The sequence below is a fragment of the Reyranella sp. CPCC 100927 genome (assembly GCF_007859315.1).
Lineage (GTDB): Bacteria > Pseudomonadota > Alphaproteobacteria > Reyranellales > Reyranellaceae > Vineibacter.
The window spans coordinates 101790-121791 of sequence record NZ_VOHA01000020.1 but is presented as its reverse complement, the minus strand read 5'-3'; the positions used below and the strand labels follow the sequence as shown (position 1 = coordinate 121791).

Sequence of the window (20002 nt, the reverse complement as noted above, 5' to 3'; positions counted from 1 at the left end):
TGGGAAAGGGTTGACGCTGCCCCTCGCGGTGACGTTTCTGCTGTCCCGGCACAGCCCCCCTTGTTGACGGCACCCGAATGCTTGCCACTCTCGTCTCCGCTGTTGTCCGTCTGTCGAGCCGTCATGCGTGGCTTGTCGTCGCTCTGGCCGTGATCCTGGGCGCCGGCAGTGCGGCCTACACCGCTGCTCACTTCAAGATGGACACCAACAGCGAGAACCTGGTTTCGCCGAAGGCAACATGGCGCCAGAACGTCGTGCGCTATGACGCGGCCTTTCCCCACCAGAACAATCAGATCGTGGTGGTGGTGGATGGCGTCACCGCCGAGCGGGCTGATGAGGCGGCGCGGCTGCTGACGCAGGCGCTGGCTGCCGATCCCATGCTCACCGCCGTGCGCCAGCTGGATGGTGGACCGTGGTTCGAGCGGCAAGGCCTGCTGCTGTTGCCGCTGGCTGACGTTCAAAAAACCACGGAACGGCTGATCGAGGCGCAGCCTTTGCTCGGCGTGCTGGCCGCCGATCCCAGCCTGCGCGGCATCATGACGGCGCTGACCACCATGCTGCAGGGCGTCGAGCACGGCCAGATCAAGCTGTCCGAGCTGGAGGTGCCGATCAAGGCTTTCGCCACCACGCTGGAAACCGTGCTTGACGGCAAGCCGGCATATTTCGGCTGGAGCGAACTGATCGATGGTTCGCGGCCGGGTCCGCCGCCGACTCGCCGGTTCATCGAGGTGCAACCCAAGCTGGACTATGACGCCCTGATGCCGGGTGAACAGGCGAGTGACGCCATTCGCGCCGCCGCCGAGAAGCTCGCCTTGTCGCCGCAGAACGGCGTACGCGTGCGCCTGACCGGGCCGGTGCCGATGGCCGACGAGGAGTTTGCCACGATCGCGGAGAACGGCGAGTGGCTGGCGCTGTTCATGATCGTGGCTGTGCTGCTGATGCTGTGGCTGGCCGTGCGATCGGCGCGGGTGATCGCTGCGATCCTGGTCGTGCTCGCCATCGGACTGGTGATTACGACGGCGCTGGGGCTCGCGATCTACGGCGCCTTCAACGTGATCTCGGTCGCGTTCATCGTGCTGTTCGTGGGCCTGGGTGTGGATTTCGCGATCCAGTTCTGCGTGCGCTATCGTGCCGAACGTCACCGCGTGGACGATCTGTCCCCGGCTCTCGCGCGGGCCGGTGCCGGAATCGGGGCGGGGCTGACTCTGGCGGCCTTGGCTGTCACCGCGGCCTTCTTCGCCTTCCTGCCGACGGACTACGCCGGCCTGGCCCAGTTGGGCATGATCGCCGGGGCGGGCATGATCGTAACCTACCTGCTCAGCATTTCCGCGTTGCCGGCGTTGCTGATGCTGCTCCGGCCGCGCGGCGAAGCCGAGGAGCCTGGGTTTCACCGTCTGGCGGTGCTCGACGACGCGCTGGCGCGACGGGCGCGCTGGGTGCTGGCCGCGGCTGCGGCGTTGGGCGTGGCCTGCCTGGTGCTCGTACCGTCGCTACGCTTCGATTCCAACCCGCTGAATCTGCGCAGCCCGCGGTCGGAGGCGGTGGCGACCGCGCTTGACCTGATGCAGAACCCGCAGACGTCGCCGATCTTCATCAACGTGCTGCAGCCCTCGCGCGCGGCGGCGGCGGCGCTGGCCGACCAGCTCGCGAAGCTGCCCGAGGTCTCCCATGTGCTCACGGTCGACACCTTCGTGCCCGATCAGCAGGCCGAGAAGCATGCACTGCTGGCCGACGCCGCGGGTCTGCTCGATACGGTCTTCAATCCGTTCGTCAGGCCGCGGCCGCCGACGGACGCCGATATCGTGAACAGCCTGCAGGCGGCGTCGGCGGCGTTGAAGGAAGCCGCGACCACCGCCGGATCGGCCGATGGCAGTGCAACTCAGGCCCAGCGTCTGGCCGCCACTCTCGATCGTTTGGCCGGCGCCGATCCGGTTGCCTGGGCCCGGGCCGACAAGGCGTTCCTGCCAGGTTTGCAGACGATCCTGCAGCAGTTGCGTTTGGCACTGCATCCCGAATCGATCACGATCGAGTCGTTGCCGGCGGACCTCGTCCGCGACTGGATCACGGTCAACGGGCAATACCGGCTGCAGGTGTTTCCATCCGGCGATACCCATGACAACGACGTGCTCAACCGCTTCACCGACGCCATCCTGCGGGTGGCGCCGGATGCCACAGGCACGCCCATCATCATCGAGGAGTCGGGCAAGGTGATCGTGGCCGCCTTCCTGAAGGCGGGTTTGCTGTCGCTGCTCCTGATCGCTGCCATCCTGGCCCTGGCGCTGCGCCGGGCTACCGATGTGCTGCTGTCGCTGGCGCCACTGCTGCTGGCCGGCCTGCTGACCCTGGCGAGTTGCGTGCTTCTCGGCATCCCGCTCAACCTCGCCAATATTATCGCGCTGCCGCTCTTGTTTGGCGTCGGTGTCGCTTTCGACATCTATTTCGTGATGGCCTGGCGCAACGGGCAACGCCAGCTGCTGCAGTCGCCCTTGACCCGCGCGGTGATCACCAGCGCCGGCACCACGGCGGCGGCTTTCGGCACGCTGTCATTCTCCAGCCATCCCGGCACGGCGAGCATGGGCGTGATCCTGCTGATCTCGCTGTTCTGGATCCTGGCGACGATGCTGCTGGTGCTGCCGGCACTGCTGGGGTGGGCGCTGTCGGATCGACCGCGCTATTGAGACGCGCTCAGCATCTTGTCCGTCAGCTCGTCGAGCTTCTTGGCCAGCGCCGCCGCGCCGCCGCTGCGCAGCGTCGAGGCGAAGTCGGAGCGGCGGAACGCCACCTGGCTGATGGATCCGTCCAGATAGATATCGACCGCCTTCCAGGTGCCGCCTGCGTTACGCAGGCGATAGAGGAAAGCGACATCTTCCTTGCCCGGGATCGCCAACTTCGAGCTGACGATTTGCCCGCCGTCACGCTCCTGGACCGTCGGATCGACGCTGAATGACTCGCCGCTATAGCCGTCGAAGTTTTGGGCGTAGCCCGCGATGGTCATGCGCCGGACGCGGCTGGTCAGCATGTCCTTGTCGCTTGCCGACATGGTGCTCCAGGCCGGGCCGACCATCAGCTGGGTCATCGTCGGAATATCGAAGGTTGCGTCGATTACCGGCTCGAGCCGCTTGTAGCGGCCCATGACGCCGAGCTCTTTGGCGCGCTTCATCGAGTCAAGCAGCGCGTCGTAAAAAGCCTGGATCGTCGCTGTGGGTGAGGCCGGCGCCGCAGCGGTCGGCGGCGGCGCTGACGGCTTGCGCTGGGCCTGGGCGTCGATGCCGACTGACAACGTCAGCGCCAGCATGGAGACGATGAACGCAAATCTTCGCATGAGAGCTCCAGAGGCTTGGCTCAAGATCACGAGTCGCGATCGAGCAGAAAGCCGGGCAGGGCCTGCAGTGCCGCGGCAGTGGTGCCGTAGGGGGCCAGTGTCTCGACGGCGTGCCGCGCCAGGGTCTGTGCCTTGTCGCGCGCCGCGTCGATGCCCCACAGGGAGACGAGTGTGGCCTTGCCCTGGTCCTTGTCCTTGCCGACGGCCTTGCCGGTTTTTTCCGTCGAGCCGAGCACATCCAGCAGATCGTCGGTGATCTGGAAGGTGAGGCCGATGTCGCGCGCATAGTCGCGCAGGCGAGCCTCATCCGCGGCGCCGGCCTCGCCGAGGATCGCGCCGGCCACGCAGCAGAACTCGAACAATGCGCCGGTCTTCAGCCGCTGCAACAGGATGACGTCGTCGGCACCGAAGGTCTTGTCGGGCGCCAGCATGTCGATCATCTGGCCACCCACCATGCCGTTGCTGCCGGCGGCCAGGGCCAGTTCGCGCACCAGGCGACAACGCACGGCGGCCGACGTGTGGGTGGCGTCGTCGGCCAGGATCTCGAAGGCCATGGTCAGCAACGCATCGCCGGCCAGGACTGCCGTGGCCTCGTCGAAGGCCTTGTGGGTGGTCGGACGGCCACGGCGTAGATCGTCGTCATCCATGCAGGGCAGGTCGTCGTGGACCAGTGAGTAGGTGTGCAGGGCCTCAATCGCCGCCGCGACGCGTACGGCATGTTCGCGCTCGACCGCAAAGAGTCGCGCACTTTGCAGCACAAGGAACGGCCGCAACCGCTTGCCGCCGGCAAAGACGGCGTAGCGCATCGCTTCATGGACGCGCGCATGCAGGCCGTCGGGTGCCGGCAATAGCCGCTCGAGGGCGGCGGCGACAGCCGCGGCTGCGTCGTCCAAAGCTGTCCGGAAATCAGGCGGCGTGGCGGTTCGAGGGCCGGCCTTGTCGCCCGTCCGCTCCGCTGTCGTACCCATTCTATGCCGTCTCCTGCGCGGGCTGGGTTGAGCCATGACCGCAGCCACGGCGCCCTTGTCGGTTTGCCAATATATCGTGCAACCCGATGGTGCAACGGGCCGCCTGATCCGGTAATTGGTCTGCCGCTATGGCATTGTTGTGACAGAAAGCTGTTGCATGACACCGGAACCTTGGGGACAGTGACAAACGGCTGATGATCCGCTAGGCGTCCGGCCCAAATTCAAGGAAAAGCCTCACACTGGAGTCCATTATGCGCGTAGTGCTTGCACAGCCTCGCGGGTTCTGCGCGGGGGTTGTCCGCGCGATTGAAATTGTGGAGCGGGCACTGGACCGGTTCGGCGCGCCGGTCTACGTGCGTCATGAGATCGTCCACAACCGCCACGTCGTCGATACGCTGAAGAGCAAAGGCGCCCGTTTTGTCGAGAATCTCGACGAGATTCCTGACGGCGCGGTGACGGTTTTCAGTGCCCACGGTGTGTCCCAGGCCGTCATCGACGAAGCATCGTCGCGTCAGCTGCCGGTGCTCGATGCGACCTGCCCGCTGGTCACGAAGGTTCACATTCAAGGCAAGCGCTATGTCGGCCAGGGACGGACCCTGATCCTGATCGGCCATGCCGGCCATCCCGAGGTCGAGGGTACGATGGGGCAGGTCGGTGGGCCGACGCACCTGGTGTCGTCCGAGGCCGATGTCCAGGCGCTGGATATCCCTGCCGATTGTAAGGTTGCATACGTCACCCAGACCACACTCAGCATCGACGATACCCGTGCGATCATTGCGGCTTTGCAAAACAAGTTCCACGACATCGTCGGACCGGACACATCGGATATCTGCTATGCGACCCAGAACCGCCAGACGGCGGTGCGGGAGCTGTGCAAGATCGTGGACCTGGTCCTGGTGGTGGGCGCGCGTAACAGCTCCAACTCGAACCGCCTGCGCGAGATCGGGCACGAGAGCGGGGTGCCGAGCTACCTGATCGCCGATGCCAGCGAACTGGATGTGGCCTGGCTCGAGGGCAAGGAGGTCATCGGGCTGACTGCGGGTGCCTCGGCCCCCGAGCGGCTGGTGCTGGACGTGATCGAGGCACTGCGCCGCATCGACAACGACCTTGAAATTACCGAAATGAATGGCAAGAAGGAGAACATTACGTTCCGCTTGCCCCCCGAACTCAGGACCTGATCCGGTCGACGCGTTATCCTGCCGGCCGGAACGGAGAACAGCGTGACCATTCCCTTTAGACAGGCAGCGCGCGTCGGCGCCTATGTCGTCAAGCAGCATCTGACGGGCCGTAAACGCTACCCGCTGGTCCTGATGCTGGAGCCGCTCTATCGCTGCAACCTGGCGTGCGCCGGCTGCGGCAAGATCGACTATCCCGACGACATCCTGAACATGCGGATGAGTTACGAAGAGTGCATGGAGGCCATCGACGAGTGCGGCGCGCCCGCCGTGTCGATCGCCGGCGGCGAGCCGCTGCTGCACCGTGACATGCCGCGCATCGTCAAAGGCTTCATCGAGCGCAACAAGTTCGTGATCCTGTGCACGAACGCCTTGCTGATGGCCAAGAAGATCGACGACTACGAACCCAACCCCAACTTCACCTGGTCGATCCATCTCGACGGCGACAAGGCGATGCACGACAAGTCGGTGTGCCAGAAGGGCACCTATGACGTCGCCATCGCGGCCATCAAGCTGGCCAAGGAGAAGGGGTTCCGTACCCAGATCAACTGCACGCTGTTCAATGACGCCGATCCGGAGAAGGTGGCTGCCTTTTTCGACGAGATGATGGCGATGGGGCTGGACGGCATCACCGTGTCGCCCGGCTATGCCTACGAGCGGGCGCCCGATCAGCAGCACTTCCTTGATCGCGAGCGCACCCGCAAGCTGTTCCGCGACATCCTGGGCCGTGGTAACGGCGGCAAGAAATGGCAGTTCACCCAGTCCGAACTGTTCCTCGACTTCCTCGCCGGCAACCAGACCTATGAATGCTCACCGTGGAGCATGCCGCTGCGCTGCGTGTTCGGTTGGCAGAAACCCTGCTACCTGCTGGGGGAGGGTTACGCCAAGACCTTCAAGGAGTTGATGGAAGACACCGACTGGGACAAGTACGGTGTGGGCAACTATGAGAAGTGCGCCAACTGCATGGTCCATTGCGGCTTCGAGGGTACGGCGGTGGCCGACTCGGTGAAGCGCCCGTGGAAGATGCTGCCGATCGCGGTGCGCGGCGTGAAGACCGACGGGCCGATGGCACCCGACATCCCGCTGACCAACCAGCGGCCGGCCGAATACAATTTCTCGCGCCATGTCGAACTGGCGCTAGCCAAGGTACGGGCAGGCAAAGCCGGGCCCCAGAAGGGCGGCGCAGCGTCCTAGGCTCGCCATGGCGCGACGGTTGTCGCGCCCCGTGCGGATGAGGCCCGCAATCTGACCCGGCCGTGCCGCGATCGACCGCAGCACGGCGCCCAGCTTCAGCTTTCCGTCTGGTCCGATGGCCACGAGCGCTGCCGGCGGCAAGGTGCGATCGGCGCTGTCCGAGATCACGCGCAGTGCCGCGAAGGGCAGGTCGCACGCCGCCGCAGTGCGCGCAGCCACGTGCGACTCCATGTCGACCAGCGCCGCGCCCGTCGCGCGATGAAGCGCCGCCTTGGCAGCCGGCGTGGTCACGACCCCGTCGCTGCCGGCGATCGTATCCGTGCGTGCATCGGGCAGGCGCGCCGCCAGGTCTTGCCGCCAGCGTGTATCGGCCAGGAACCGCTCGTCGTTCCACACGACATCGCGGGCGATGACGATCACGCCGGCCGGCAGGCCGCGCGTCAGTCCGCCGCCGATACCGATACTGAGAACAGCGCGTGCCCCGCGCGCTGCCGCTTCGATCCTGCCCGCGAGGCTTGCGTTGCTGCCGCCGGCCACCACGACCGTGCCGCCTTGGCCCACAACCAGCGCCTCGCGATGCATGCCGGTGACGACGATGAGCATGGACTAAGCGTCATCCCGAGCGCAGCGAGGGATCTCCCGCGAGTGGAGACTCCATTTCAAGGAGATCCCTCGCTGCGCTGACGGCGGGTGATGTGGCCAGGCCAAGGTTAGAGCCCGTACGCGACATGGCGCGAGTTGCCGGCCTTCAGGTTGCGATAGCGGGCCACGGCCCACAGCGGGAAGATCTTGGGGTAGCCGTGATAGCGCAGGTAGAACACGCGCGGGAATCCGCCGCCGGTGTAGTGCTGCTGCGCCCAAAGCCCGTCGTCCTGTTGCGTGCGCTTCAGGTGGGCGATGCCGCGCGCAACGGCGGGATGATCCACCTCGCCGGCGGCCATCAATCCCAGCAACGCCCATGCGGTCTGCGACGCCGTCGACGGCGCCGGCTCATAGCCCTTGTAGTCGAGCTTGTAGCTCTCGCAATCCTCGCCCCAGCCGCCATCCGGGTTATGGATCGAGACCAGCCAGTCGACGGCGCGACGGATCATCGGTGATTGCGGATCGACCGGCACGGCGTTCAGTCCGGCCAGTGCCGACCAGGTGCCGTAGATGTAGTTCACGCCCCAGCGTCCAAACCAGCTGCCGTCGGGCAATTGCACGCGCGCCAGATAGTCGACCGCCGCCTTCATGCGCGGGCTGTCGGCCGGCTCGCCCAGCTGCGCCAGCATGCCGATGCAACGGCCGGTGACATCCTCGGTCGGCGGATCGAGCAGCGCGCCGTGATCGGCGAAGGGGATATTGTTGAGGTAGTGATAGCTGTTGTCGGCGTCGAACGCGCCCCAGCCGCCGTTGCGGCTCTGCAGGCCGACGACCCATTCGGTGCCGCGGTCGATCGCCAGCGCATGATCGGCACCGGGCGTCTTGCGGGCGCGGTCGAGCGCCATGACGACGACAGCCGTGTCATCGAGATCAGGGTAGTGGGCGTTGTTGTACTGGAAGGCCCAGCCGCCGGGTCGCACGCCGGGCCGTTCCTCCGCCCAGTCACCCTTCACATCGAGCACCTGGCGGGCCTTGAGCCACTCCAGCGCCTGGTTGACGGCGGCATCGGCGGTCTCGCTCTTGGCCTCCATCAGTGCATGGCAGGCGAGTGCGGTATCCCAGATCGGCGACACGCAAGGCTGGCAGTAGGCCTCGTCGTCCTTGACCACCAGCAGCTTCTCCAGCGACTGCCGGGCGATGGCGCGATCGGGATGGTCTTCCGGATAGCCCAGGGCATCGAACATCATCACGCTGTTGGCCATGGCGGGATAGATCGCGCCCAGCCCATCCTCGCCGTTCAGCCGCTCGACGACGAACTCCTGGCAGCGTGCAATGGCGCGCCGGCGCAGGCCCCTGGGCCACAGCGGTTCGACCACCTTCAGCACCCGGTCGAGGCCGACAAAGAACGCAGACCACGCCGCGCTCTGATGCGGCGCGCGTTGTGATGCCGTCGTGGCACCCGGCACGAACAGTTCCGGCACGTGGATGTTGCGCGGGTTGCGTGCCAGCGGCTTGAGCGCCTGCAGTACCAGCAGCGGCACGATCACCGTGCGCGCCCAATAGGACATCTTGGACAGGTGAACCGGAAACCAGCGCGGCAGCAGGATCAGTTCCGCCGGCACGGTCGGCGTGTTGCGCCATGCGGTCTCGCCGAAGAGCGCCAGCTGCATGCGCGTGAAGACATTGGCCTTGTCGGCGCCGCCGTGCGCGAGAATGGCCTCGCGCGCGCGAACCATGTGCGGCGCATCCACCGAGTCGCCGATCATCTTCAGGGCGAAGTACGCTTTCACCGTGGCGCTGATATTGAAAGCGCCGTCATGGAACAGCGGCCAGCCGCCGTGATCGCCCTGGATGCGCCGCAGGTAGTGGCCGATCTTGCGTTCCAGCGTCAGATCGGGCGTTTCGCCCAGATAGTGCACCAGCAGCACATACTCGGACGGAATCGTGGCGTCGGCCTCGAGCTCGAAGACCCAGTGGCCATCGCCCTTCGATTGCTCCAGGAGCGCCTTGGTCGCCTTGCCGATCACGTCCTCGACGGTCGTCATGTCCAGGGCCGAAATCTGATCCATGCCATTCCTGCTGACATCAAGGGAAGCGGGCCGGTTCATGCCCGCAGCACCAGGTCGGCCGCGCGCTGGCCGGAGCGTACGGCACCCTCGATGGTGGCGGGCAGACCGGTATCGGTCCAGTCGCCGGCCAGCACAAGGTTGTCCCAGGCCGTCCGCGCCGCCGGACGCTTGGCCGCCTGCTCGGGCGTGGCGGCAAATGTGGCGCGGCGCTCCTTCACGATCTGCCAGGGCGGCAAGGTCGGTCCCAGGCCGCAGACCGCCGCGACGTCGCGCCACAAGGTTTGCGCCAGCGCCTCGCGATCGGTGTCGACCAGCCGGTCGGCGCTGCTGACCGTGACCGACACGCGATCGTCAAAGGCGAAGATCCATTCCGCGGTGCCGCCGATAACACCCGTCATCGGCGCGACGCCGGCCGGCGGCGCGATCGAGAAGTGCCCATTCACGATCGAGCGAAATTCATCCGGTGCTGAAACGCTGGGCAGCAGGTCACGGGTCACCCATGGCGGGGTCGCCAGCACCACGCGATCGCCGGATGCCAGCGCCAGCGGCCCGTCTGCGAACTCGAGGCGCGCGGCGTGTTGCTCGGCCAGCCCGATGCCGCGCAGCCGCTGGCCCAGGCGCACGTCGGCACCGCGCGCCTTGAGATAGGCCAGCGCCGGTGCGACGAAAGCAGCGTCCAGGCTGGGCGATGCGATGCGGGGGCGGCATGCCTGTCCCCCTTTGACCAAGGTCTCGCGGATCACGGCCGCGGCGAGGTCAGCCGAGGCGGTTTCGGGTTCGCTGTTCAGCGCGGCGAGCAGGAAGGGACGCAGCAGCTTGTCCCAGAACGGGCCTCTGCAGGCAATGACGTCGCTGATCCGTCGGCCGCGGCCGGGATTCCGCAACTTGGCGATCGCCAGATACTCGCCGAGCGCGCTGCCCGGTACACGGCGCGATCTGGCCAACACCCACCAGGGCAACCAGCCGTCGTTCGGTGCAATGGTCCAGCGCTCGCCGCTGGTGACATCGGCGAAAGCGAAGTGGGCGTGATCGGGACCGGTTAATCGATCGGCAGCGTCGATGGTGCGCAGGTAGGCTTCCGTCGCCTGGTTGCCCGACAGCACCAGGTGATTGCCGTTGTCGATGACGTGGCCCAGCGAAGCATCGAAGTAGGAACGGCAGCGTCCGCCGGCCTGCTCGGCGCTCTCGATCAGCGTCACGCGCGCGCCCTTGGCGGCCGCCGTGACGGCGGCGGACAGGCCAGCCAGGCCGGCGCCCACCACATAGACCGTCGCGCGCGTCATCCCAACAATCCGACGCTCAATGCGATGCCGATCAGCCGTGCCTTGCCGAGGCTGACGCGGTGACGGGGCGGTGCCCAGCCAACCTTTTCGGTCTCCCGCAGGATGGCGTTATAGACGGCGCTCATCAGCCGTGGCGTCTTGATGCGGCCGCGCGGACGTTGGCGCATGATGCGATCGGCGTCGTCGTAGTGCTGTCGCGCCAGGACCGCCACCTTGCGGCAGACGCCGTCGATGGCGGGATCGGCGATGGTCGCTGTCGGATCGCGATCCTGCAGGCCGGCGTCACTGAGATATTCGCGCGGCAGATACAGTCGGCCCAGGCCGGCGTCCTCGTCGAGATCGCGCAGGATGTTGGTGAGCTGCAGGGCGCGACCCAGATGATGGGCGAGCGCAAATCCCGGCTCCTCGTCCATGCCGAATATCTTGACCGAAAGCCGGCCCACGGCGCTGGCGACGCGATCGCAATAGAGATCGAGAGTCGCCAGGTCTGGCGCCTGGGTCTGCGCGTCGATGTCCATGTCCATGCCGTCGATCACGGCGACGAAGTCTTCCTTGCGCAGGCCATAGCGCGTGACGATCGCAGCCAGGAATGCCGTCAGCGTCGGGTTGCCGCCGCCGTACAGCGCATCGAGGTCGGTGCGCCAGCGGCCCAGCGCCGCGCGTCGCTCGGCCGGCGCGCCGATGCCGTCATCGGCGATATCGTCGACGGCCCGGCAGTAGGCGTAGATCGCGAACATGGCCTCGCGCTCGGGCTTGGGCATCAGCCGCATCGCCAGATAGAACGAGCTGCCCGCGGCGCGTTCCTGGACCGCGCGAACTTCGGGCGCCATATCGCCGGACCGGATGTCCGCCGCTGTCATCGTTGACCGGCGGCGAGGGGCTGTGGGCTCTTGCGGCGGCCGAGCCGGGTGCCGATGAAGCGGCCCGTCGCGCCCAGCAGAAGCGGCACCAGGTCGCGCTTGCGGTGATGCACGCGCTGCGACAGCGGATCATGGCGCATCAGCATCGCCGCCAGATCTTCTGCCAGACGCTGGATCACGGTGACCTCGTAGGCGAGCCGTGCGTCCTTGATCTGCGCGGTGAAGGGACGGGCGCGATCCAGCAGCTTGCGCGTGCGCTGCGCCAGGCCGGTGATGACACGCCTGAGCTCGGGCGAGGCGGCCGTTGCCATCAGCGCCTCCGGTCCGATGCCCTGTGCCCACATCGTGTCCAGCGGGATGTAGACGCGATCGAGGGCGCGGTGGTCCTTCTGGCAATCCTGCAGGTGGTTGATCACCTGTAACGCGGCACAGAGCGCGTCGTTGGCTGGCCAGGTGCTCCTGTCCTCGCCGTGCACATCGAGCACGAAGCGGCCCACCGGCATCGCCGAGTAACGGCAATAGTCCATCAGCGCATCCCAGTCCTGGTAGCGCTGAACCGTGACGTCGCGGCGGAAAGCTTCCAGGAGATCGATGCCGTGTTGCGGTGTCAGGGCGCGGGCGGCAAGCGCGGTGCGCAGCGTCACGGCCTCCTCGGCGCTGTCGGCCTCGCCCATCAGGCTGGCGCGGAATGTCTCCAGCAGCCGCAGCTTCTCGTCCGAGGACGCCGTCGGATGGTCGGCGATGTCATCGGCAGCGCGCGCGAAGCGGTAGAACGCCAGGATCACCGGCCGGTGCTGGGGGCGAATCAGGATCGACGCCACGGGGAAATTCTCGTCCCGGTGGCCCTTTCCCGACTGCAATGCGGATGCCGATGTCATGCCTGTCTCATAGCCTGAACGCGACCTTTCCACATCCCGCCGCGGCCTCGCCAGTGCTGGATCGCCGAGTCGAGCGTGAACAGTGCGTAAAGCAGGGCGATCGCGGGTAGGGCAAGGCCCCACAGCGGCGAGCGATCGTAAAATTGTGCCATCGGCACGAAGCTGATCGCCATCAGGGCCCAGGCGACGGCACCGGCGACCCAGCTTCCCGATGGCCCGAGCACGGCCCAGGCCGCCGGTGCCAGAAAAACCAGGGCAAGCCCCAGCAGAGTGCCCAGCAACAACAGCGGCGAGTAGCCGAGCTGGGCGTAGGCGGAGCGCGCCACCATGCGGCGGATCTCAGGGGCGCCGGCATAGGGCCGGATCGAGACGGACCGGTTGGTGAGGCCTAGCCATACGGGGCCCTGCCTCTTGAGCACGCGGCCCAGCGCGCAGTCATCGATGATGGCGCTGCGGATCTGCGCGATGCCGCCGGCCGCCTCGAGAGCCGCCCGCCGCACCAGCATGCAGCCGCCGGCAGCGGCGGCGGTCCTGGCCGCAGGATCGTTCACCCAGGCGAAGGGGTAGAGCATCTTGAAGAAATAGACGAAGGCCGGGATGTAGAAGCGTTCCGTCCAGCTGGTGCAATGCAGTTTCGCCATCAGCGAGACCAGCACCCGCTTGTCGTGCTGGGCACGCGCCACCAGGTGTCGCAGCGTTTCGGGCGCATGCGCGATGTCGGCGTCGGTGAGCCACAGGTACGCCGGCGCGTCCGTCTCCGTCGCGCGCGCGATCCCCTGCGATACCGCCCACAGCTTGCCGGTCCACCCCACCGGGCGCTTCGGACCCGTCATCACCGTCAGCCGACCGCTGCCATCCAGCGCCGACGCGGTAGCGGCTGTGCCATCGTCACTTTCGTCATCGACCAGGATCACGCGGAAGGCGCCTGGATAATCCTGTGCCAGCAGACTGCCGATCGTGCGCGCGATCACGTCGACTTCGTTGCGCGCCGGCACGACGGCGGTGACCGACGGCCATTGCGGCAGGGCGAGCGATGGCCCCTGCCGATCATCGCACTCGCGCGTCAGCCAATAGAGACCGCGGCCCAGCAACAGATAGAGCCAGATGAGCAGCGGCAGGATGCCGAGGAGCAGGAGCCAGATCATCGGACGTAGCCGGCCTGCTTGAACCAGGCGAGCGCGTCTTTCAGCGCCGCACCATGCGGACGGGCGGCATAGCCCAGTTCGCGCGTCGCCTTGGCCGAGCTGAAGAACATCAGATGCCGGGACATGTCGAGCGCATCGACGGTGACGAACGGCTCCTTCCCGGTCAGGCGCGCGACGGCCTCGGCCGCATACGCCAGCGGATAGATCGGGCCGCGCGGCAGGCGGATGCGAGGCGGTTTTCGTCCGGCCAGCGCTGCGATGTCCGCCAGCATCGCCTTCAGGCTTACGTTCTGTCCGCCCAGGACATAGGTCTCGCCGATACGGCCTTTCTCCAGCGCCAGCACGTGGCCTTCGGCGACGTCGTCGACATGCACGAGGTTCAGGCCGGTGTCGACATAGGCCGGCATGCGGCCGCTCGCCGCCTCGACGATGATGCGGCCGGTGGGCGTGGGCCGAATGTCGCGGGGGCCGATCGGCGTCGAGGGGCTGACCAGCACCGCGGGCAGTCCGTCCGCCACCATCGCTTCGACGACGCGTTCGGCGGCGACCTTGCTCTTCTTGTAGGCGCCGATGGCATCGGCCTCCTCGGCACGGTCACGCTCGTCGGCATCTGCGCCATCGTCGCGCGGCTTCAAGGTCGCGACGCTGCTGGTGTAGACGATGCGTTCCACACCGGCCGCGCGCGCGGCCGACATCACCGTGCGCGTGCCGTCCCTGTTGTTGCGCACGATCTCTTGCGGATCGCGCGCCCACAGCCGGTAGTCGGCGGCAACGTGGAAGACGTAGCGGACATCGCGCATCGCCGCAGCGATGGATGCCGGGTCGCGCATGTCGCCCTCGACGATCTCGCCACCCAGGTCGGCGACGTTGCCGCGCGGGCTGGACGGCCGTACCAGGACCCGCACGGCAAACCCACGCGCCGCCAGGGTGCGCGCGACGGCCGAGCCGACGAAGCCCGAGGCGCCGGTCACCAGGGCGCGGCCCTTGTCCATCATGCGTCGCCGGTCGGCGTATTGGCCGGCTTGCGGCCGACGGCATGGGCGCCCTCGGCGATCTGCCAGCTCAGCAGAACCGGGGCGGCCAGCGCGATCTCGCGGGCACGCTTGAGCAGCGAGACGGCGATGCCGATCTCCGGCGACAGGCCGAACAACGGCATCATCACGGCATAGCCGGCTTCCTGGACGCCGATGGCGGCCGGCACGAAGAAGGCGACGCTGCGGGCGGCGCACAACAGGCTCTCGATGGCGATAGCCTCGGCGAAGCTGATCGGCTGGCCGATCAGCTTCAGCGCCAGCCATGTCGCGAAGGCGGTGGAGATCCAGCCCAGGAAGTGCAGAACGAAGGCGCCTGCCATCGGCCAGGGCGCGGCGTGGATCTTGGCGACCGCCTCGCTCACGGCGGCCGCCGGCGCGGCGGCTGCCGGCACAAATCGTTCGGCGACCTTCTCGAGTGCCGCGAAGCCGCGACGCTGCAGGACAACGAAGGCGCCAGCGGACACGATCGCGACCACGATGCCGATGATGGTGGTCTGCACGACGGTGCTGTTCGATGCCTGCCCGGGCAGGTGGACCACCAGGATGACGATGCCCAGGATGGTGAGCGCGATCTGTGCCACCATCTCCACCGTGACGTCGACGATCAGCGAGGCAAAGGTGACGACTCGCGAGACGCCGCGCAGGATGACGGCGCGCGCCCCGATCACCATGCCGCCGAACTGGGAGAAGGGCAGGACGTCGCCCACCGAGTCGCGCACGGCGCGGGCCCAGGCGAAAGTGACCGCACCGCGCGCATCGTAAGGTGGCACAAGCAGCCACCAAGCGAACCCCAGCAACACGAAATTGGCGGCGCCATAGAGCCACAGCAGGGCGAATCCGAACCACCCGACAGAAATGGCGGCGTCGGCGACGGCACCGAAGCCCACGACATAGATCAGGTAGGCCGCCCCCAGCAAACCGGCGAGGGCGATCAGAACCACGCTTCGTTTCATGACAGCACGGCGTCTCGCGCGATGACCCGGACGCTCGTTCGAGGGCGCGTCCGCTGCGGCGGGTTCGCACAGGGCGACGTTCTTCTCTCCACTCTCATCTCACGACACCATCGCAGGGCGGCGGCCGGCTGCGCCATATAGCTGGAAACAGGTCGCCGTCGTGAACTGAGTGACAACGACGACAGAAAGTCGCTCCGGCCACGCGCGATTCTTTCGATCATTTGCACTAGCGCGAATTGCGGAAATACCGAAAAATGCGTGAATTACCTTCATTGGGCAATTTTGTTTCTATGTTGCTGTCTCAACTGGGTTGCGGAAAATGCGGAAAGTCGAACTGTCCAGCCCGGGGCCTTCGCGGTCATCGCACCTGATATAATGTTCCTATTGGAAGATCAATTCAAATAATCTCAAAATGAAAAATTTGATGGACGCCCGTCACACCCAGCCCAGCACGATGGCCGCCAGGACGATGTACCGTCCAGACTTGGCCACGGTGACCAGGAGCAGAAACACCGGGAGCGGTTCGCGCAGGACGCCGGCAACGACGGTGAGAGGATCGCCAATGATCGGCACCCAGCTGAGCAGCAGAGACCACCTGCCGTAGCGCCGGTACCAGTGCTGGGCGCGTGCCAGCGCCACGGGTTTAACGGGAAACCACGCCCGATCGCGGAAACGCTCAAGCCCGCGCCCTAGCATCCAGTTGATGGTTGAGCCGAGTACGTTGCCGAAACTCGCCACGGCGATGAGCAGGATTGGCGAATGGGCGTCGGTGAGGAGAAGGCCCGCGAGCACGGCCTCCGACTGCATTGGCAGGATCGTGGCGGCGGCGAGCGCGGCGATGAAAAGTCCGGCGTAGACGGCAAGGTCAGTCATCCGGCGACGTCGCCCGGGCACGGCCCGGGGGAAGGGCGGCCGCGTATGCGGTTGGCGGCGCGCTGTAACATGACGGTGTCGTCCCGGCCTTCATTGTGCAATCGCACGGCGATTAGCGGGTCGCAGCACCTATTGTCCATGCCGAAAGCGGACAGCTCCTCGGCTGATGGGCATGGCCTCACGCGTGGGTGCCATGCCCACCCCGTCTCATGTGCGCTGCGAGTCCAGGATCTCGTGCTTGGTCACGACTTCCTGCGCCTTGGCGTAGCTCTCGATCAGCAGCTGGTAGGGCGGGAACACGGTGGCGTAGGCCTCGGCCCACTGCGCGGCATCCGGCCGGCTCCAGGTCTGCTGGATCTCCGAGCACACGGCGGCGGTGTCGATGGGCACGACACCCGCCTGCACGATGCGCGCCAGCGTGATCTCCTGCGCCATCTTGGAGTAGGTGCCAGATGCGTCGACCACTGCGAAGACCTTGTAGCCGGCCGCGACGGCGCTGATGCTGGGAAACGCCATGCAGACGCTGGTAATGGTGCCGGCGATGATCAGCGTGCGCTTGCCCGTGGCCTCGACCGCGGCGACGAAATCCGGGTTGTCCCAGGCGTTGATCTGGCCTTTGCGCGCGATGTACTGGGCGTGCGGCGCGAACTTGTGGATCTCGGGAATCAGCGGGCCGTTGGGGCCCTGCGGCACCGAGGCCGTGGTGATGACCGGGATCTTGGCCAGGGTCGCCACCTTGGCCAAGGTGATGGCGTTGGCGCGCAGCTCCGTCATCGGCATGTCCTTGACGGTCTGGAACAGGCCGCTCTGATGGTCGATCAGGAGCATTGCCGCATCCTTGGCATCGATCATCGGCGCGGCGCCATTGAAATTGGCGACGTTCGGGAAGGCAGCCATAGCCTTTCTCCCTCTGCTTGGTGTTGGAGCCATCATCCGGTCGATCACGACTCGGCGCGGTCGTAGGAGAACTGCAGGCCGGCGGTGCCGCCTGTCTCGATGAAGAGGTTCATGAAGGCCGGCACCGTTGCCTGGCGCGCCCAGTCGCGTTGCAGTTCGCAGAAAAGCTGCGGCACGCTGATCATCTGGGCGCCAGCCTGTTCGATGCGCCGCAGCGCTGCTTCGTGGGCCGCGACCGAGGTGCCGCCCACGGCGTCGACGACGACAAAGACTTCGTAGCCTTCCTTCAGCGCATCGAGTGCCGGGAAGGTCAAACATGCCTCCGTCCACAGCGCCGTCATGATCAGCTTCTTGCGACTGGTCTTCTCGACGGCCTGGCGGAACTCGACATCCTCCCATGAGTTGATCGTCGTGCGATCGATGGTCGGATATCCCTTCAGCGCCTTCTGGATCGCCGGAATCGGCGGCTTGTTGAGCCCGGTCTTCACGTTCACCGTCGAGTGGACGATCGGCAGGCCGTAGGCGACCGCCGCCTTGCTGGCGCCGACGATGTTGTTCACCAGCAACTGGCGATCCATCGAGGCGATCGAGTTCACTTGGACCGGCTGGTAGTCGATGATGATGAAGGCGGCGTTTTGCGGCGTGAGCAGGTGATCCTTGACGGGATCGCGGATGGCTTCGCTGGTCATGGTCCTGTTCCTCTTGTTGGATGTCCGCCCAACCGGAATCCAAGCGCTGCCGGCCAGCGCGGTGGCGGGGCGGTGGTTGAATTGACGCTACGGCCGTGAGGCGTCTTGCGACGCGGGACAGACAGTAAGCCTCGGACGCTGATGCCTGAAGATTGCCAAATGACACTCTGCGTCCTATCCATAGGACCATGCGGGACCTGAACGACCTCGTTTACTTCGTTCACGTGGTCGACCATGGCGGCTTCGCGCCCGCCGGTCGAGCGCTGGGCATGCAGAAATCCAAGCTCAGCCGGCGCATCAACCTGCTCGAGGAGCGGCTGGGCGTGCGGTTGATCCAGCGATCAAGCCGCAGCTTTTCGGTGACGGAGATCGGCCAGGAATACTACCGACAGTGCGTTGCCATGCTGGCCGGCGCCGAAGCCGCCCAGGGTGTCATCGACGCCGTGCGGTCGGAGCCGCAGGGCGTGATCAAGATGACGTGCCCGCCGGGATTGCTGAACTATCACTTCGGCGATCTGATCGCGCGCTTCATGGTTGAGCATCCGCGCGTTCAAGTCCACCTCAAGGCCTTCAATCGCCGTGTCGATATCATCGCCGAGGGCTACGATCTCGCCATCCGCGTCGGCAGCTCGCTGCCGGAGCAGGGTGGTCTGATGATGCGCAAGCTGGGCGAGAATCCGCAGTGCCTGGTGAGCAGCCCGACTCTGTTGAACGGCATGCTCGAACCCGTCGAGCCGAAGGATCTCTCGGATCTGCCGAGCCTGGCCTTCGGCATGTCGCAGGATGATCACAAATGGTGCCTCGAGCATGCCGACGGCCGCGCGGCGCTCGTGCCGCATATCCCGCGGCTGGTCAGCGACGATCTGTCGGCGCTGCGTGAAGCGGCACTGCAGGGCATCGGTATCGTGCAGTTGCCGATCCTGCTGGTCAAAGCTGATATCGAGGCTGGCCGGCTGGTCGATGTTCTGCCGTACTGGCGGCCGCGTGCCGACACCGTGTGTGCGATCTTCCCCTCACGTCGCGGACTCTTGCCGTCGATCCGGGCGCTGCTCGACTTTCTCTCCGACGACTGCGAGCCGTACCGAAGCCAGTCGCGCGTTCGGCAACCTGCTCGCAGAGAAGCCGCCGAATAGATACTAGGCGAGAAAATCCGCAAAGCCGCCGAGGCGTATCTGGTCATGGCGTGCCGCACTCACGACCTCGCGGTCGCTGAGAGCGTCAAGCTCTTCCTTGTAGCGATAGCCTGGCGCCGCGCCTTCAAAGCCGCCTGAGGTAGCGGGGTGGAGATAGATCTCGGACAATCCATCGGGCAGGTGCGCGAGCAGGCCGCGCATGCGTGCGGGGGTCATGGCGCCGGACCACGCCAGGCCGAACACGGCATCGGGAACGCGCTGGCCGGCGTTGCGCAACCGCCGACGCAACAAAGCAGCCCAGGGCCATGTGATGACGGCGGGCGGCGTCGACGCGCCGGGTTCGGCGGCGGCGAGTACGGCGCGCGGCTCCAGCGGCACCCGCATCGCGCGCATGCCGAAGGCCGTGCCGATGCGCAGAATCGATCCGGCGATGGTGGGGTGCAGGTGGAAATGCTTGTGGGTGTTGACGTGATCGAGCGGCAGCCCTGTGGCGGCAAACGCCTCGAACTGGGCTGCGATCTCGGCATCGAGCTGGCGGCGCACCGTGGGCCGGAAGAACATCGCGGCGCCCGCGCGCGCCATGTCGGTACGGAAATGGCCTGTCGCATCGACCAGGTCGGGAATCGCGTCGGGCAGCAGGGTGGGGCGGCCCTCGACCAGCACCAGGTGCAACCCCACGCGCAGCGACGGCATTGCCTTGGCGCGCGCCACCGCATCGGCGGCAGCCGGCGCAGCGACCATCAGGCTGGCCGCGGTCAGGATGCCGTGGCGATGGGCGTGCTCGACGGCGTCGTTGACCTCGCGCGCGGCGCCGAAGTCGTCAGCGGTGACGATGAGGTGTTTCATCCCCAATTGTCATCCTGAGCGAAGCGAAGGATCTCTTGAGCGGGCCTATCGCACGGGCCTACCGATGACGCATTGCGCTTCAGTGAACTCTCCCGTGCGAA

18 protein-coding genes are annotated in these 20002 nt (G+C 66.3%); 4 read left to right on the top strand and 14 right to left on the bottom strand.

Features of this window, described 5'->3' with window-relative positions; genetic code table 11:
* Positions 1-77: 77 nt before the first annotated feature.
* Positions 78-2678: an MMPL family transporter gene (locus FQU96_RS33325; RefSeq protein ID WP_146545709.1), complete on the top strand. Its 2601-nt coding sequence runs from the start codon at positions 78-80 to the stop codon at positions 2676-2678.
* Here FQU96_RS33325 and FQU96_RS33320 read toward each other — a convergent pair.
* Both FQU96_RS33320 and FQU96_RS33315 read right to left on the bottom strand, forming a co-directional pair.
* A complete protein-coding gene (locus tag FQU96_RS33320) occupies positions 2672-3295 on the bottom strand; it encodes an ABC transporter substrate-binding protein (RefSeq protein WP_178130861.1) in 624 nt (207 codons plus the stop codon). The two genes, FQU96_RS33325 and FQU96_RS33320, sit on opposite strands and share 7 nt — an antisense overlap.
* A 53-nt stretch (positions 3296-3348) precedes the next feature.
* On the bottom strand, positions 3349-4290 hold the full coding sequence (locus tag FQU96_RS33315) for a polyprenyl synthetase family protein (protein WP_146545707.1): 942 nt from the start codon (positions 4288-4290) through the stop codon (positions 3349-3351).
* Between the two features lie 251 nt (positions 4291-4541).
* Here FQU96_RS33315 and ispH point away from each other — a divergent pair, with 251 nt between their 5' ends.
* Positions 4542-5468 (top strand): 4-hydroxy-3-methylbut-2-enyl diphosphate reductase, encoded by a 927-nt coding sequence (gene ispH / locus FQU96_RS33310; RefSeq protein ID WP_146545706.1) that lies wholly within the window; start codon positions 4542-4544, stop codon positions 5466-5468.
* A 42-nt stretch (positions 5469-5510) separates the two neighbouring features.
* Entirely contained in the window at positions 5511-6659 is a 1149-nt protein-coding gene (gene hpnH, locus FQU96_RS33305) for an adenosyl-hopene transferase HpnH (RefSeq protein ID WP_146545705.1), read from the top strand.
* Here the strand turns inward: hpnH and FQU96_RS33300 are convergent.
* The 11 genes from FQU96_RS33300 to FQU96_RS33250 form a co-directional block, all read right to left on the bottom strand.
* On the bottom strand, positions 6603-7262 hold the full coding sequence (locus FQU96_RS33300; RefSeq protein ID WP_146545704.1) for a phosphorylase: 660 nt from the start codon (positions 7260-7262) through the stop codon (positions 6603-6605). The two genes, hpnH and FQU96_RS33300, sit on opposite strands and share 57 nt — an antisense overlap.
* 107 nt (positions 7263-7369) lie before the next feature.
* A complete protein-coding gene (gene shc / locus FQU96_RS33295; RefSeq protein WP_146545703.1) occupies positions 7370-9310 on the bottom strand; it encodes a squalene--hopene cyclase in 1941 nt (646 codons plus the stop codon).
* A gap of 35 nt (positions 9311-9345) precedes the next feature.
* The gene (gene hpnE, locus FQU96_RS33290) at positions 9346-10593 is read right to left on the bottom strand and encodes a hydroxysqualene dehydroxylase HpnE (protein ID WP_146545702.1); all 1248 of its coding nucleotides are present in this window, start codon (positions 10591-10593) and stop codon (positions 9346-9348) included.
* Positions 10590-11423 carry a presqualene diphosphate synthase HpnD gene (gene hpnD, locus FQU96_RS33285; protein WP_146545732.1) on the bottom strand — a complete coding sequence of 278 codons (834 nt, stop codon included), beginning with the start codon at positions 11421-11423 and terminating at the stop codon, positions 10590-10592. Before hpnD ends, hpnE begins: the two co-directional genes overlap by 4 nt.
* Before the next feature lie 26 nt (positions 11424-11449).
* Positions 11450-12331 carry a squalene synthase HpnC gene (gene hpnC / locus FQU96_RS33280; RefSeq protein ID WP_146545701.1) on the bottom strand — a complete coding sequence of 294 codons (882 nt, stop codon included), beginning with the start codon at positions 12329-12331 and terminating at the stop codon, positions 11450-11452.
* Positions 12328-13476 (bottom strand): glycosyltransferase, encoded by a 1149-nt coding sequence (locus FQU96_RS33275; RefSeq protein ID WP_146545700.1) that lies wholly within the window; start codon positions 13474-13476, stop codon positions 12328-12330. Before FQU96_RS33275 ends, hpnC begins: the two co-directional genes overlap by 4 nt.
* Entirely contained in the window at positions 13473-14471 is a 999-nt protein-coding gene (hpnA, locus tag FQU96_RS33270) for a hopanoid-associated sugar epimerase (RefSeq protein WP_146545699.1), read from the bottom strand. The genes FQU96_RS33275 and hpnA overlap by 4 nt, the downstream gene beginning before the upstream one ends.
* Positions 14468-15451 carry a lysylphosphatidylglycerol synthase domain-containing protein gene (locus tag FQU96_RS33265; RefSeq protein WP_178130860.1) on the bottom strand — a complete coding sequence of 328 codons (984 nt, stop codon included), beginning with the start codon at positions 15449-15451 and terminating at the stop codon, positions 14468-14470. Before FQU96_RS33265 ends, hpnA begins: the two co-directional genes overlap by 4 nt.
* A 447-nt stretch (positions 15452-15898) precedes the next feature.
* Positions 15899-16336, bottom strand: a complete 438-nt coding sequence (locus FQU96_RS33260; protein ID WP_146545697.1) for a YqaA family protein — start codon at positions 16334-16336, stop codon at positions 15899-15901.
* Positions 16337-16543: 207 nt separating this feature from the next.
* A complete protein-coding gene (locus FQU96_RS33255; RefSeq protein ID WP_146545696.1) occupies positions 16544-17233 on the bottom strand; it encodes a hydrolase in 690 nt (229 codons plus the stop codon).
* 44 nt (positions 17234-17277) lie between these two features.
* On the bottom strand, positions 17278-17922 hold the full coding sequence (locus FQU96_RS33250; protein WP_146545695.1) for a hydrolase: 645 nt from the start codon (positions 17920-17922) through the stop codon (positions 17278-17280).
* Between the two features lie 188 nt (positions 17923-18110).
* Between FQU96_RS33250 and FQU96_RS33245 the strand changes: the two genes are divergently transcribed.
* The gene (locus FQU96_RS33245) at positions 18111-19055 is read left to right on the top strand and encodes a LysR substrate-binding domain-containing protein (protein ID WP_146545694.1); all 945 of its coding nucleotides are present in this window, start codon (positions 18111-18113) and stop codon (positions 19053-19055) included.
* A gap of 3 nt (positions 19056-19058) precedes the next feature.
* Here FQU96_RS33245 and hpnK read toward each other — a convergent pair whose 3' ends face one another.
* Entirely contained in the window at positions 19059-19901 is an 843-nt protein-coding gene (gene hpnK / locus FQU96_RS33240; RefSeq protein WP_146545693.1) for a hopanoid biosynthesis-associated protein HpnK, read from the bottom strand.
* Positions 19902-20002: the final 101 nt, after the last annotated feature.